The organism is Actinomycetota bacterium (genome assembly GCA_030684515.1).
Lineage (GTDB): Bacteria > Actinomycetota > Actinomycetes > S36-B12 > S36-B12 > UBA11398.
The window spans coordinates 251,994-265,762 of record JAUXVJ010000009.1 but is presented as its reverse complement, the minus strand read 5'-3'; the positions used below and the strand labels follow the sequence as shown (position 1 = coordinate 265,762).

Below are 13,769 nucleotides of genomic sequence, written 5' to 3'. Positions count from 1 at the left end.
GTTCCGCCGTGCGCTGGCCGCGAGCCCAAGCAAAACCCCAGGAATTGGCGTCAGATCCGACGTCGATATCTCAAGTCATGCTTGGAAACGGGCTCCACGTGCCGATCCGTCCGGAATGGGTAGTTCCGATCCTGCAGAGACTCCGCGCGCACGACAAGCCAGAACACGAGCAGGACTTTCGCGTGGATTGGGCGGGAATCCGAACCCGCATCACGATGCTGCCGTGGGCGCCTTCGGATCTTGCGGGTACCACAAGTGATCGACTGCCAGTACCCACTGACGGCTACCGGTCAGAAGCTGAGGAATACGTGGGCCTTGCGCTGTCATTGACGAACGAGCGCGATAGCTATCGCGTTGTCGAAGTCGGTGCGGGTTGGGCACCTTGGGCTGTCATGGGTGTGACCTTGGCCAAGCGGCAGGGCAAAAGGGCAGTCGGTGTCGCGGTCGAGGCCGATGCCACCCGCGCGGGCTGGGCGATGCAACACGCGCTCGACAATGACATTCGGCCAGCTCTCATTGACGGCACCAGCACTGAGATTGCTGAGCGACTCGCGTTGAGTGATGCAGAGATCACCGTGGTCCAAGCCGCATGTTGGTTTGAGGAGACAACCCTGCGCTTCCCCGTGCTTACCGAAGATGACATGGGTGGGGCAGTAAGCACCGATGAGCAGGCCAATATGGACTACCGCGGTGCCTTCTTCGATCATGTCGAGGTCCCAACTGTGACTCTCCAGAGTCTGATCGGTGGCGACGAGCCCACCGATCTCCTGCACATCGATCTGCAGGGCCGTGAACTCGATGTGATTCTGCCCAATCTTGAACTGATCGCTCAGAAGGTCCGTTTCCTGGCAGTAGGCACCCACAACCGCTATGTCGAAGGCATCTTGCAAGACGAGCTCCTGAAGCGCGAGTGGGCCCTGCTGATGGAATCACCCTGCACCACATTCTTTGATGGAGTGCGGCCAAGCCTCACTGGATTCACGATCCAAGATGGCAACCAACTCTGGGCGAACTCACGTTTTCGCGACGCAGACCCCATCATCATCCGCGCTCGCTGAATCCACTTCTACTCTAGCGACGCAGCGACAATGTGCCCACGACTGCTGTCGATCGATCTGCAATGAGGAGATTCCATGAAACTCATCACCGCCATCGTCAAGCCATTTCGACTTGAAGAGGTCAAAGCGGATCTCAACAAGCTCGGCGTCAATGGCATGACCGTGTCTGAGGCAAGTGGGCACGGGCGTCAGCGCGGACATGTTGAGGTGTACCGGGGAGCCGAGTACCAAGTCGATCTCATTCCCAAAGTGCGCATCGAAGTGATCGTGGACGACGCCGACTCGGATCGAGTTGTCGACGTGATTGTGAAGGCTGCGCGAACGGACAACATCGGTGATGGCAAGGTCTGGGTCTCGCACCTGGACACAGTCGTACGTGTGCGCACGGGCGAGCGCGGCTCCGATGCGGTCTGAAGAATCTCAAGCAAAGAAGTAGCGGCCTGATTCTGCGGCAGGCCGCCACCACAACTACTTCTTGGTCGGGATAACCGTGATTGGGTTGTCGCCAGCCGCATGCGCGCGCTTGTCTGCACGCTTTTCCTTGATTGATTTGCCTGCTGGCTTTTGCTTCTCACTCTTCTGACGGGACTTGTCTCCCATGGGGATTCCCTTATTCGCAAAGTCCGAACGACTCCGTTCTTTCAACCCTACTCCCGAACGGCTGCGCAGAGAACAGGCTTGCCCTGCAAATGAATGAACCCCGGTCCGCAGCAGACCGGGGTTCATTCATTTAATTACGGGGTTCAGGCGCAGAACCCCTTGGAGGAAGCACTACCGCGTTGCAGTCGACTCGGCAGTTTGAAACATTTGTGGGTGAGGTGATCAGTCATGGCGCTATCGCTTCGTCCTATCTGGCTTGGCATTGCCCGCAGCTTGCGATGCCTTTTCAAGTGCAGTCAACGCGTTCTGGCGCGCAACAATGGCCGATGAAACTGAGAATCGACGTGCGGCCAAGGCAGTCGCCTTCGCCTCCGCGGTGGTGGCGATCTTCATCACGGCGTCGAACTCTGTCTTGGCTTTGAGCACGGCATCTTGAAAGGTCTGGTTGATGACGCGGCGGGCTTCAAGATCACGCGCGGCGGCGGCAAGGGCGACCAGTTCGGCCTTGCTCGCACTCACGCTGCTGCCTTGACCAGAGTTCTGGCCCGAATCGGCTGCGGACGCCCCGGTTGCCCCGCTGAATACGAGGGCTGAGCCCAGAACGGCGGCGGCAAAGGCGGCTGCTCGCTTCATGCGAAAACCTCCCTGCGCCTAGGACATTCCATTGACTTCCCTCAGGATCAGCCACCTTTCTGTGAATTTCCTGTGAGAAGCATGGAATTCCTGCAATTTCCCTGGCTTGGGCGGGAAATGGGAACCGGCGGGGACGAGATAGGTTCACGCTGGAGGTATTAGTGACTCAACCAACGATTCTCATCGTGGATGACGAAGCCGGAGTACGTGAGCTCTTGGCAGATGCTCTTGGCATGTCCGGCTACACCACTGTCGAAGCGGCCGATGGCATCGAGGCCCTGACCATTTTGCATAGGCAGACGGTCGATCTCCTGTTGATCGACATCAACATGCCCAAGATGGATGGCTTTCAACTTCTGGAGAAGCACCGGCACGATGGGCATCAGACTCCGGCGATCCTGCTCAGCGCTCGCGGAGATCGGTCCGATATCACCACCGGCCTCAAACTCGGAGCCGACGACTACGTCACCAAGCCCTTTGGCCTGGAAGAACTTGTGCTTCGGATAGCCGCGGTGCTGCGTCGCACAATGCCCACTCAGCAAACCGAGCGAGTTCTGCAATGTGGGCCCGTCTCCCTGGATCAAGCCCGACATGTGGTACGTGTTGAAGATGATGTCGTCGACCTCACCCAGACCGAGTTTCGACTCCTTGAAGAACTCATGCTGCGCGCCGGCTTTGTTGTAACCAAGGAAACGCTGTTGCGCGCGGTGTGGGACATCGAGTTCGACAGCAACACAACCGTGGTCGATACCTACATCTCGTACTTGCGCAAGAAGCTCCACAGAGAGGGATACGCCGGCATCAAGACCATTCGTGGAGCCGGCTTTCAACTCCTGGCGAAGTAGTGAAGCTCCGTACTCGGCTCACTATTGCCGTCACGTTCATCATCGCGTTCGTGGCTCTGGCCATCGGTGGATTTGCAATTGTGCGCGCGGAGTCCGTTGAACTGGAGCGCATTGATGCTGTGCTCAACGACGATGCTCTGCAACTTGCCACCACTGATGATGATCCGCTCATGCTGTCGCAATTTCTCGCGGAGGAAAGCTCGATTCCCGTCACCATCACCTATGTCGATGCTGAGGGCGGCGTCAGCCAATTGACGGAGAGTCCTGGTGGACTTGTCGACATTCCGCCGTCAGATGTGCTCGCCGAATCCCTTTCGAGCTCAATCTCCATCGACTCTCCGGATCCAGTTCGGCTGCGTTCCGTTGCACTTCCTGACGATGACTACCTGTTGATCTCCACCTCCTTGATGCCGGTCGTCGATGCCCGCGGGGATCAGATCAAGCTTCTGTCCGCCTTCACTCTCGTCACGATGCTGCTTGGCTTCCTCGTCACCTACGTCTTCTTCCGGCGCGACACCGAACTCAGCAATCTGGTCTCGTCCCTTGAGCAGCGTCAACAACTCATGCAGGAGTTTCTCGGTGACGCCTCGCATGAACTACGCACTCCACTGACCGTAATCAAGGGCTACGTCGAGCTCGTCACCCAACGGCGCAGCCTTGAACCAGAACAACTCGATCGCTACTACGCCCGGCTTGCCATCGAGATTGAGCGCATGGAGTCCCTCATCAACGATCTCCTGCTTATCGCCGAGCTTTCCGAGAACACCCCGCGCGAACGTGTAGACGTGGACATGACCAGCGCCGTTCGCCGATACGCCAGCGACCTAGTGCAACTGCAACCTCAACGCTCCGTCACTACCGACATCCCAGACCACATTGCCGTGATCTGCGTCCCCGAACACCTCGATCAACTGCTCGCCAACATATTCTCCAATATTCAGCGCCATACACCCGATGACTCTGCGGTTTCGGTTGGTCTACGCACCAAGGGTGAGGCCGTCATTTTGAACGTCGCTGATGCCGGACCGGGCATCCCCGACAGTGCACTGCGCGAAGGCATCCAGTTCTTCAAGCGATTTGACCCTTCACGCTCACGCACCTCGGGCGGATCAGGCTTGGGCATGAGCATCATGCAGGGCATCGCAGATAACTCAGACGGAAGCATTTCCTTGCGCAAGAGCCCGCTCGGCGGCCTGGAAATGATCATCACCTTGCCACGGGGAAGATTCAGATCTGAAGATCTGTAGCGACCGTGTATCCAAAGAAGTCACGACTCATCCGAAGCATCTGCGCACTGGCGACATTCATGCTGGTCACTTTGCAACTTGGCACAGCCTCTGCACTGACGCCCCGCATCGACGAGAACTTCACCGGCCACCCCGCAGGCAAGACTTTGGACGACAGTGAGAAATTCGGGCATTGGCGGGTGGTGTTCGACGGCGTCACCAATGGTCATGGCGTGCGCATCAGCAAAGCCGGCTTGCTGCTGACTCCACAAGCCGCCACCCAGCCGGACGCGACGAACTCGACTCTTGTCGTATCCCGCCGAAAGTTCACCGACAAGCCACTTCATGTGAGTGCGACGTGGACTACCCAGCGAACCACTCGGCTGGGCACCGCAAACCCGTGGGAAACCGGATGGCTGATTTGGGACTACCTCGACGCAGCCCACTTCACGTACTTGATTCTGAAGCCCAATGGTTGGGAGGTCGGGCGACGCGACCCAAGCATGCCCGGCGGGCAGCGCTTCATCGCGGACGGACAGTTGCCGGCAACGCCGATCAGAATGCAACGCACGGCCACCATCGATCGCATCAACGGTCAGACAAGCATTCGAATCGATGGGGCTGCTCTCACAAGTTTCACGCTCCCAGCAGGTGAAAGCCGTGGCAGCGTTGGCATGTATTCCGAAGATGCCATCGTGCTGTGGAGCCGAATATCTGTCGCGAGCGGCAACTGACCGCTCAGGCGTCAAGAACCACTCGGCTGCAAACGCTTGTTCCTGCCACCAGGGCTCAGTGTCGATCTCTGGACCTGCTTGCCAGGAGTGGCGTGAATGCCAGCCGTCAGACCTCTCGATAATGACACTGAGTCCGGTAATTGAGAATCCGTTGCCACAGAGCAAGCCAACCGGTGATGAGTGGTGCGGTGTTCTGCTCGCGGCCAAATCACAGGTACCTTGCACAAATGCCCAGAACCCGCATATCGCTTCTTCGTTCAATTGCCCTTGCCACTGTCGCACTGGCTTCAGCGACGGCTCTTGTCGCGGGCTCTATTCCTGCGCAGGCAGCACGCGTGACGCAGTCCGTTCCGGCAGCACTCAACACATGCCAGCCTCCGTCGAAGGCTTTCGTCTCGCTCGAAGTCGCTCCCGAGCTCACGGGCGCGGTGCCTGTACGCGCCGGCTACCACCGACTGTGGGACATGGCCGTGGCATGGAAGGACATCAACCCGTCCAACGGAGTCTTCAATTGGACCGTTCTGGATCAACGCGTTGCGCAGGCCGAGGCCTCTGGTGCAGTGCCGATGCTGGTCTTGGGACTCACCCCGCAATGGGCTGCAACTGACCCAAGCGCCGGGGATCCGCGCTGGGGACTTGGAAGCGCGAGCCCACCATCTGATTTCAACACCTACCGCACGTATGTCGATGCTGTGGTCTCGCGTTATGGCGGCCGCATCGGCGCCTACGAGGTCTGGAATGAAGCCAACCTCGTGACCTTCTGGACGGGAACAACCGACCAAATGGCCCAGATCACCAAGATCGCTTCCGACACCATCAAGGCCAAGAATCCCAGCGCGATCATCACCGCCGCCTCTGTCACCACACGTCTGCGCAGTCCGATGGCGCGGTTCGTCACTCCCTATGTCCAGGCGCTGAAGACCCTGGGCTACCCGTTTGATGCCTGGGCCATCCACACCTACCCGGCCGGCGACAAAGGCCCAGAGCAGCGCAAGTCAGATATTCAGAACTGGCAGCAGGTCGTTTCAGATGCAGCCGGTCCTGGCTCCCCAGCACTGAACAAGCAGGTGTGGGACACCGAGGTGAACTACGGTCTCGCTGGACCTGGTGCAACACCGCACACCGACTACTCCGACGCACAGGGCGCCGATCTGGTCACGCAGACCTTTGCGGATTCCCTGGCCCTAGGCATCGACGCAACCTTCTGGTACTTGTACACAGCAGCGCCGTTTTCGCTGCTGGGAGTGCAGTTCTGGTCGGGAACACCGCTGACGACCGCAGCTTGGGTCGCAGCGCGCGCGAAGTACAGCGCCGGAGCCAATCTGTGCGCGAGTAGCGCCTCCCCTGGCAGCAGCGGATCATCAAGCAGTCCAACACCAAACAGCAGTGCCGTACCAGTAGCCAAGTCGATCACGATCGTGGCGACCTGCGCTGTGAAGGGCAGACTGACGATTGCGGGTTCAAGCACAGGTCTGGCTGGCAGCCCACTGGCAATTTCGAGAAGAACTCCAAAAAAGACGAGTTACGTCGGCCGGCTGTGGAAGCCGGTCTCAAGAACAACCCTCGCGATCGCAGGAGATGGGTCAATCAATTTCGGCGCTGCTCAGAAGTCGCCCGCTTGCGGGAAGGCAGGCTTCACCTTCAAGGTGAAGGCCGCGGCTGACGACATCACCTCCAACGTGGTCACGGTCACGACGAAGTAGAGCATCCCCCTAAGCACTAGAGGACCCGGGACATCAATCACCGATGTCTCGGGTCTTCGCATGAGTGCGCAGGCTCAGTCGAAGGGAATCGTCAGCTGCTGGTCAGCCGGGGCAAAGTCGTCGCGCAACGGCTCAGCGCTGCCTGCAAAGTTCACGACTTCGCCACGATCCAAGGTGATCTCGCCAAAGTCTCCTGAACTAACAGCTGGCGCAAGTGGCCGATCAGAGGCGAGCAGGACCCCGTTGCCACCGGCCGGATTCAGTTCACCGTCGGGCATCGTGACCAGCCGCACGTCGTCAAATACCCCAAGCAGGGTCGCCGATTGCGAGCGAAGCAGCTCAAGAGGCGGAAAATCAATCACATTCAGCGCGTAGAGGCCCCCAGGCCGCAGGACCCGCTTGACCTCCTGTGCCCACTCAGTCGTGGCCAAGTGCCAAGGCACGGCGTAGGTGCCAAAGGCATCGCCCACGATGACGTCGGCTGAGTCAGTGGGCAGATTGCGCAAAGTGGTGCGCGCATCCCCGACGGTCACCGTCAAACCTGCTTTGTCGCGCAGACCTAGTTTCTCGCGGACAACCTCAATGAGATCTTCATCGACCTCCAGCACCTTGGCTGTTGAGCCCGGACGTGTGGCCTGTAGCCAGCGAGGCAGTGTGAATCCACCACCGCCCACGAATACGACGTCGAGCGCCTGCGCAGCGGGGTTTGATCCGTCGATGCCGTCGGCTATCCACTGCGTGTACGCGTATTCCAAGTGACTGGGATCTTCGAGATCAACGTAGGAATGCAGCACATCATCGAGAAGCAGTGTGCGCCCGCTCGCCACCATGGGATCCACCTCGACGTTCACGCAGTGATAGTCGGTCTCACGGTCGCACGGAGTTGGGATTATGGCCGTCGCTGTGCCGAGCGCGAGAGTCCCAACGACGACCACTACGCCCGTTGTGGCGCCGAACTTCGCGATTCGCATTGCCAGCAAGGCCCCGATGAGCGCCAGCACGACACCGATGCCGACAACTGATGCCGAGATCGGCACGAGCGGCACCAGCACAAAGCCGGTGCCAAAGGTGCCCACGAGCGCACCAGCCGTAGCCCAGGCAGAGATTCCGCCGACGATAGAACCGGTATTGCCCAGATTGTGCAAGCGAAGACGCGCAACCGTTGGAGTAACGGCGCTCAGCACAGCCGCGGGAGGAACAAGGGTGATCAGCGTGACACCAAGAGCAGCAATGTCCCCGCCGTCGCGAGCACCTGGTCCCAGCATCCGAACGAGCGGAACGATCAACAACGCACTCAGCCCAGCGACGATGAACAGGACAGCCAGGAGTTTGCGCTCATCAGTGCGATCGGCCAACCAGCCACCCGCTGCAGCTCCTACGGCGATGCCTGCAAGTGCCGCACCAATGATCGAAGTGGTGGTTTCAAGAGTCAGCCCGACATATGGTGCGAGGAGTCGAACAGCCAAGATCTCCAGCACCAGCACTGCGCCGGAGGCAACAAAGACCAGTGCCGCCGCCAGAGGCGCCGAGAGAGTGTGGGTTGTCGCGGTTGGTCCATCCTTCGCCCCTGCACCGGCAGGCGACGAACGAGAATTCTTGCGAAACAACTTGGCAACCATGCCGCTTACCGTAAGTGAACGGCGGCCTCACAAAAAGTGCGCCCGAAGGGATTCGAACCCCTAACCTTCTGATCCGTAGTCAGATGCTCTATCCGTTGAGCTACGGGCGCGATCGAAGAACAGCGGTGAAGTCTAGCCTGCTTTCAGCTCATGGCTGCACAGGGTTGCAGCACGTGGAATGCGAATCGGCCCCAACCGAAGTCGGGGCCGATTGTGGCGGAGGCGGGGGGATTTGAACCCCCGATGGGCTTTAAGACCCAAACCGCATTAGCAGTGCGGCGCCATAGACCGGACTAGGCGACGCCTCCATGCCAGGTAAGCCGGGAAATCGTATCGGGCAGACTTCGACCTTGTGACCACCACATTGGCTATCGACTGCGGAGGCGGCGGAATCAAGGCCTGCGTCCTTGATGAAGCCGGCACCATGCGCGCTCAGCCGGTGCGCGTTGCCACGCCATATCCGCTGAGCACCGCGCTGTTCGTGGACACTTTGACGCTGCTTGCGCGTGGGCTCCCCGATGCAGATCGGGCAACGGTGGGCTTGCCCGGAATGATCCGGCACGGCGTGGTGATCAACACTCCGCACTACGTCACCAAATCCGGACCTCGAAGTCGGGTGCTGCCTGAATTGGTCAAGCAGTGGACCGGCTTCGACGCGCGAGCCTCTTTGGCGCTCGCCCTTGGTATGCCAGTGCGAGTGCTGAATGACGCTGAAGTGCACGCCGCGGGCGTCGTCACTGGTCAAGGTTTGGAGGTGTTGCTGACCCTGGGCACTGGCTTGGGTTGCGCCGTGTTCGATGGCGGGCAATTGGCTCCGCATATGGAGCTCTCACAGATGCCCGTCAAGTCTGAAGTGGTCTATGACAACTACATCGGTGAACCCGAGCGACGACGCCTGGGCGATGCACTGTGGTCTCGACGGGTGGTGCGTATGGTCGACGGATTCCGCCCAGTCTTTCATTGGGATCGCTTGTATATCGGCGGTGGGAATTCGCGTCATCTCACACCAGTCTCGGCAAAGCGACTCGGTGACGACTGCGTGATCGTGCCAAACGATGCAGCGCTCATTGGCGGTTCCCGGATCTGGCTCTTGGATTCCCGCTAGCCTCGATCAGTCGAAAGGTATTGCGCATGACCACAACCAGACTTGATGGCCGTCGGATCATCATCACGGGCGGAGCAAGCGGCATGGGTGAGGGGCTTGTGAAGGCCTTCCCAGCGCTCGGCGCACAGGTAGTCTCCATGGATCTCAATCCCGAAGCCGGCCAAGCCGTAGCCCAAGCATCAGGTGCACAGTTTCTCAGCGTGGATGTGTCGGACAAGGAGTCAGTGGATTCCAGTTTCGCCGAAGCTGTTGCCCTACTGGGTGGACTTGACGTGCTGATCCACGCCGCCGGCATCGCGCCGTCATCAGCAGCAGAGAGCAACACTGTTGAGCTCTGGAATCGAGTGCTCAGCGTCAACGCACTTGGCACGATGCTGACCAACCAGGCGGCCTTCACACACATGCAGGCGCACGGTGGCCAGATCCTCAACTTCGGATCTGCGGCAGGCATCATCGGTCAGCCAAACAAGTCGGTGTACTCCGCGAGCAAGGGCGCAGTCACCGCATGGAGTCGCACAGCTGCAAAGGAATGGGCGAGTAAGAACATCACCATCAACATCATCGCGCCAGTCATCTGGACGCCGATGTACGACAAGACACGCTCAGAGATGACGCCAGAGGTGCTGGCAGCCCACGATGCGGCGATGAAGATCAACGTTCCGATCGGTGGCAAGTTGGGCGACGTCGAGAAGCATTTCGTGCCAGTGATGGCCTTCTACTCCTCGCCAGGTGCCGGTTTCATCACGGGGCAGGTCATCTCAATCGACGGCGGCACCTTGATGGTGCGCTGAGGAGTTCGCTCTCAGTACACCGCGTAAGTAGGCACTGCAAACATTGGCTAGGGTTTGCCCACCGCCGATCAAAGGAATGTGTCATGGACGTCCGCGCTTTTGCCCTCCCGACCGCGAATGCACCTCTCGCTCCGACCACCATCACTCGGCGCGAGCTCGGGCCTGACGACATCACCATCGCGATCAAGTTCGCGGGCATCTGCCACTCCGACATCCATCAAGGCCGCGAAGAGTGGGGCCAGGGCATCTTCCCGATGGTTCCCGGGCATGAGATTGCCGGCGTTGTGTCTGAGGTTGGTTCCAATGTCACCAAGTTCAAGGTCGGCGATCACGCTGGCGTGGGCTGCTTCGTGGATTCCTGTCGCGAGTGTGCGAACTGCAAGTCCGGCAACGACCACTACTGCCTTGGGCACAGCACTGCGACATACAACGGACTCGAGAAGGACCTCGTCACCCCGACTTACGGCGGCTACTCAACGCACATCGTGATCGACGAGAACTACGCCTTGCACATCCCCGAGAACTTGAGCCTGGCCGAGGCCGCACCGCTGTTGTGCGCTGGCATCACCACATACTCCCCACTGAAGCGATGGAATGTCGGACCTGGCAGCAGAGTTGGCATTGTCGGACTCGGCGGTCTGGGACACATGGGCGTCAAGCTTGCCCATGCGATGGGCGCCGAGGTCACGCTGATCAGCCACTCCCCTGGCAAGGAGCAGGACGCCCTGCGTCTGGGAGCCGACCACTTCCTGCTGTCCACTGACAAGGAAGCCTGGAAAAAGGCGCGCTACTCCTTCGACTTCATCCTCAACACAGTTTCCGTGAATCTGAACGTCGATCAGTACCTGAGCCTGCTCGGGCTCTACGGAACTCTGTGCATGGTCGGCGTTCCGACCGATCCGCTGACAGTCAACTCCGGCTCACTGCTGGGAAGCCAAAAGAGTCTTGCTGGCTCGGGCATCGGCAGCATCCGTGAAACTCAGGAGATGCTCGACTTCTGCGGCGAGCACAACTTCGGCGCCGACGTCGAAGTGATCAAGATTCAAGATGTCAACGAGGCCTGGGATCGCGTGGTCGCCAGCGATATTCGATACCGCTTCGTCATCGATATCGATTCCCTGAACGAGTAGCGCTACTGCAAGCGCGTGCGCAGCTTCAATAGACGTATGCGGTTGTACCGAAGGATGATGATGAATCCTGAATTCACCGCAATTGCGGCCAGCAAGAACAACAGTGCTTGCCACCATGGGTTGAAGAAGAACAGCGGAATCGCTGCGAGGCACGACATCTGATGCACCCACTCGCCGCGGCGCACTTCCATCAAGTAGCGGTTCAAGCTCATGGAGTCTGAACCGAACAGGCGCTTCTTGGAATGGCCGCCAAAGGTGTTGCCGGCCTCGGGCAACCGGCGCACCAGAGCGGTAACCCACAAACCTCTATAGAACTCAATGCTTTCCCAGCGATACAGGCGCAATGGAAAAGGGTCCCGCTGCAGCCATGCGTCCGGCCAGTAGCTCGCCCAGAAGCCAGCGGCCACCGAGACGAAGAACAAGAACCAGACATCGATGGCGATGAGCACCAACTCGCTCATCGCCATCTCCGTCTCTGCGGCGAGGGAGGGATTTGAACCCCCGGTGAGTTTCCCCACGGGCGCTTTCAAGGCGCCTGCAATCGGCCGCTCTGCCACCTCGCCATGCATGAATGCGAAAGTGAAGGCTACCCCTGATTAGGGGACTGCGATTGCCGGGTTGGGCACATCAGCGGCCGGGACCATGTCGCGCACATCAATGTAGGCATTGGTCACAGCGAGCAAAGTCCATTTTCGGTCGTCGCTGGTGGTGATGACGTACGACGGCAGGATCAGCAAACTGCCATCAGGCTGCCAGAATTGAGCCAAGCCGAGTTCAGCGCGATTGGCTGTCAGTACCAGAACCCCGGCTACCAGCGCCGGCTTGCCCTTCACCGTCGGCACGGGGCCAGGGACAGCCACGTCAATGCCAGCGCCCGAGCCTGTCCAAGGAGTTGGTCCAGCGAACTGCCAACCCGGCTTCAGCGCACGATTGAGAGCATCAGTGGCACCAAGCACTGGGTAACCGGGCACAGGCACCAGCGTTGCTGCAAAGCCATCCGCCCACACCACCTCACCATCGGGTGCCACGACCACTGTCCAACCAAGCTCGGTGCGCAGGCCCTTAAGCACCAGCCACGCATGGACTACTACCCGATTCTGGTCGCGCAGGATCTCCCACTCGACTTCGTCAACGGGCACGCCAAGCGGAGAAAGCAGAGTGATCGCGATCTGCTTTGCTCGATCCTGATCTACGGCCGGCCCGGCAGTCAGCTGCTCATCGGTGAACATCCAGCGAACAAGCGGATCGTTGTAGACATTGATCACTGGGTCCAAGTCAGACGTGCCGCCGACCTTCCAGCCACCCTCGTCCGTTCTGGCTGCACTGCCCAGCACGCCGAACTGCTGTGCAATCACAGCGGCCAACTGCTGGGGCTTCAGCTTGCCAGTTGCAATGCGGTAGCCAACTGCGACTGAAGAAGCGTTCGGGAGGTCGTCAGCGGCCTGGAAGGTCGTTGAGCTGACCTGCCCTTGACTAATAGCCGACACGTCAGGCGAAAGCGGAGTTGGCGTTGCGACAGTCGGGTCAGGCACGGGGGAAGCGGTGGAGTTTGCATCGCCCCCCACCGGAATCGCGTCTGGAGAGGAGGGGGTGGTGGCGCGAGCAAGCAGGAAGCCTGCGGCGCCGACGGCGAGCACCAGCAGCACGATCACTACCTTTCGCACCGCTGAGGTCATCCTCAGAGTGGGCATGCGCATGGACCGCCTCCTGATGTTGAAGCCTCACGTTAGCGTGAGGCCCGTGCGACTGCATCGGACGATTTCAAGTGACCGCCCTCTGCTTGTTGTCGCCCTGGAGGAGGAGGCAGCGCACCTTCATGTGAGCGAGTTGCCGATACTCGTCACGGGCGCGGGCAAGGTGAACGCGGCTGTGGCAGTCGCCACGATTCTGGGTCAGAGCTCACCAAGTGAAGTCATCAACCTCGGCACGGCGGGCGCCCTTGCAGAGGATCTCATCGGCACGCATGTGATCAGTCGGGTCACCCAGCATGATCTCGATGATGAGTCGCTGTTTGACCTCGTTGGCCTGCACTTTGGCCTGCCGGTTGATCTTGGGGGCGCTGGACTGACCTTGACGACTGGTGATGCCTTTATTGCTGATCCAGCAGTCCGCGCACTTCTGTCAGAGCACTCAGACTTGGTCGACATGGAGGGCTACGCCGTGGCTCGGGCCGCATTGGCGGCGGACATTCCAGTCCGCATCGTCAAACGTGTCAGCGACGAGGCTGGTGCTGGGGCAGCCAGTAGCTGGAGAGAGTCAGTCGACGACTGCGCAGAGCACCTAGGCGTCTGGGTTCGCCAGTTTCTGCTCTGAGCACTTGAGCTG

Annotated in this window: 15 protein-coding genes and 3 tRNA genes; 10 read left to right on the top strand and 8 right to left on the bottom strand. The window is 59.7% G+C overall.

Going from position 1 to position 13,769, the window contains the following annotated elements; translation table 11 throughout:
- Positions 1 to 8: 8 nt before the first annotated feature.
- Together Q8M73_03035 and Q8M73_03030 are read left to right on the top strand one after the other, a co-directional pair.
- A complete protein-coding gene (locus Q8M73_03035) occupies positions 9 to 1,058 on the top strand; it encodes an FkbM family methyltransferase (GenBank protein MDP2287524.1) in 1,050 nt (349 codons plus the stop codon).
- A 75-nt stretch (positions 1,059 to 1,133) separates the two neighbouring features.
- Positions 1,134 to 1,472 (top strand): P-II family nitrogen regulator, encoded by a 339-nt coding sequence (locus Q8M73_03030; protein MDP2287523.1) that lies wholly within the window; start codon positions 1,134 to 1,136, stop codon positions 1,470 to 1,472.
- A 54-nt stretch (positions 1,473 to 1,526) separates the two neighbouring features.
- On the opposite strand, the gene Q8M73_03025 is transcribed toward Q8M73_03030, so the two are convergent.
- Complete coding sequence (locus tag Q8M73_03025) at positions 1,527 to 1,658, bottom strand: hypothetical protein (GenBank protein ID MDP2287522.1); 132 nt, start codon at positions 1,656 to 1,658, stop codon at positions 1,527 to 1,529.
- Between the two features lie 234 nt (positions 1,659 to 1,892).
- Positions 1,893 to 2,291: a hypothetical protein gene (locus Q8M73_03020; protein ID MDP2287521.1), complete on the bottom strand. Its 399-nt coding sequence runs from the start codon at positions 2,289 to 2,291 to the stop codon at positions 1,893 to 1,895.
- 161 nt (positions 2,292 to 2,452) lie between these two features.
- Between Q8M73_03020 and Q8M73_03015 the strand changes: the two genes are divergently transcribed.
- From Q8M73_03015 to Q8M73_03000, 4 genes are all read left to right on the top strand, one after another.
- Entirely contained in the window at positions 2,453 to 3,136 is a 684-nt protein-coding gene (locus Q8M73_03015; GenBank protein MDP2287520.1) for a response regulator transcription factor, read from the top strand.
- A complete protein-coding gene (locus tag Q8M73_03010) occupies positions 3,136 to 4,383 on the top strand; it encodes a histidine kinase dimerization/phospho-acceptor domain-containing protein (GenBank protein MDP2287519.1) in 1,248 nt (415 codons plus the stop codon). The genes Q8M73_03015 and Q8M73_03010 overlap by 1 nt, the downstream gene beginning before the upstream one ends.
- A 59-nt stretch (positions 4,384 to 4,442) precedes the next feature.
- Positions 4,443 to 5,096: a calcium-binding protein gene (locus Q8M73_03005; protein ID MDP2287518.1), complete on the top strand. Its 654-nt coding sequence runs from the start codon at positions 4,443 to 4,445 to the stop codon at positions 5,094 to 5,096.
- 227 nt (positions 5,097 to 5,323) lie between these two features.
- Positions 5,324 to 6,799: a hypothetical protein gene (locus Q8M73_03000; GenBank protein MDP2287517.1), complete on the top strand. Its 1,476-nt coding sequence runs from the start codon at positions 5,324 to 5,326 to the stop codon at positions 6,797 to 6,799.
- Positions 6,800 to 6,873: 74 nt separating this feature from the next.
- On the opposite strand, the gene Q8M73_02995 is transcribed toward Q8M73_03000, so the two are convergent.
- The 3 genes from Q8M73_02995 to Q8M73_02985 all read right to left on the bottom strand — a co-directional run bounded on the left by Q8M73_02995 (position 6,874) and on the right by Q8M73_02985 (position 8,726).
- Positions 6,874 to 8,418: a fused MFS/spermidine synthase gene (locus Q8M73_02995; protein ID MDP2287516.1), complete on the bottom strand. Its 1,545-nt coding sequence runs from the start codon at positions 8,416 to 8,418 to the stop codon at positions 6,874 to 6,876.
- 37 nt (positions 8,419 to 8,455) lie between these two features.
- A tRNA-Arg gene (locus Q8M73_02990) sits at positions 8,456 to 8,528 on the bottom strand.
- Positions 8,529 to 8,632: 104 nt separating this feature from the next.
- Positions 8,633 to 8,726 (bottom strand) — tRNA-Ser (locus tag Q8M73_02985).
- 44 nt (positions 8,727 to 8,770) lie between these two features.
- On the opposite strand from Q8M73_02985, the gene Q8M73_02980 reads away from it, so the two are divergent.
- The 3 genes from Q8M73_02980 (at position 8,771) to Q8M73_02970 (ending at position 11,444) form a co-directional block, all read left to right on the top strand.
- Positions 8,771 to 9,523, top strand: coding sequence for an ROK family protein (locus Q8M73_02980; GenBank protein ID MDP2287515.1), 753 nt, complete (start codon positions 8,771 to 8,773; stop codon positions 9,521 to 9,523).
- A gap of 26 nt (positions 9,524 to 9,549) precedes the next feature.
- The gene (locus Q8M73_02975; protein MDP2287514.1) at positions 9,550 to 10,314 is read left to right on the top strand and encodes an SDR family NAD(P)-dependent oxidoreductase; all 765 of its coding nucleotides are present in this window, start codon (positions 9,550 to 9,552) and stop codon (positions 10,312 to 10,314) included.
- An 83-nt stretch (positions 10,315 to 10,397) separates the two neighbouring features.
- Positions 10,398 to 11,444 (top strand): NAD(P)-dependent alcohol dehydrogenase, encoded by a 1,047-nt coding sequence (locus Q8M73_02970; protein MDP2287513.1) that lies wholly within the window; start codon positions 10,398 to 10,400, stop codon positions 11,442 to 11,444.
- Between the two features lie 2 nt (positions 11,445 to 11,446).
- On the opposite strand, the gene Q8M73_02965 is transcribed toward Q8M73_02970, so the two are convergent.
- The 3 genes from Q8M73_02965 to Q8M73_02955 form a co-directional block, all read right to left on the bottom strand.
- Positions 11,447 to 11,905 carry a hypothetical protein gene (locus Q8M73_02965; GenBank protein ID MDP2287512.1) on the bottom strand — a complete coding sequence of 153 codons (459 nt, stop codon included), beginning with the start codon at positions 11,903 to 11,905 and terminating at the stop codon, positions 11,447 to 11,449.
- Positions 11,906 to 11,922: 17 nt separating this feature from the next.
- Positions 11,923 to 12,007, bottom strand: a tRNA-Ser gene (locus tag Q8M73_02960).
- A 33-nt stretch (positions 12,008 to 12,040) separates the two neighbouring features.
- Positions 12,041 to 13,135 carry a hypothetical protein gene (locus tag Q8M73_02955; GenBank protein ID MDP2287511.1) on the bottom strand — a complete coding sequence of 365 codons (1,095 nt, stop codon included), beginning with the start codon at positions 13,133 to 13,135 and terminating at the stop codon, positions 12,041 to 12,043.
- 49 nt (positions 13,136 to 13,184) lie between these two features.
- Here Q8M73_02955 and Q8M73_02950 point away from each other — a divergent pair, with 49 nt between their 5' ends.
- Complete coding sequence (locus Q8M73_02950; protein MDP2287510.1) at positions 13,185 to 13,757, top strand: nucleosidase; 573 nt, start codon at positions 13,185 to 13,187, stop codon at positions 13,755 to 13,757.
- The last annotated feature ends 12 nt before the right edge of the window (positions 13,758 to 13,769 follow it).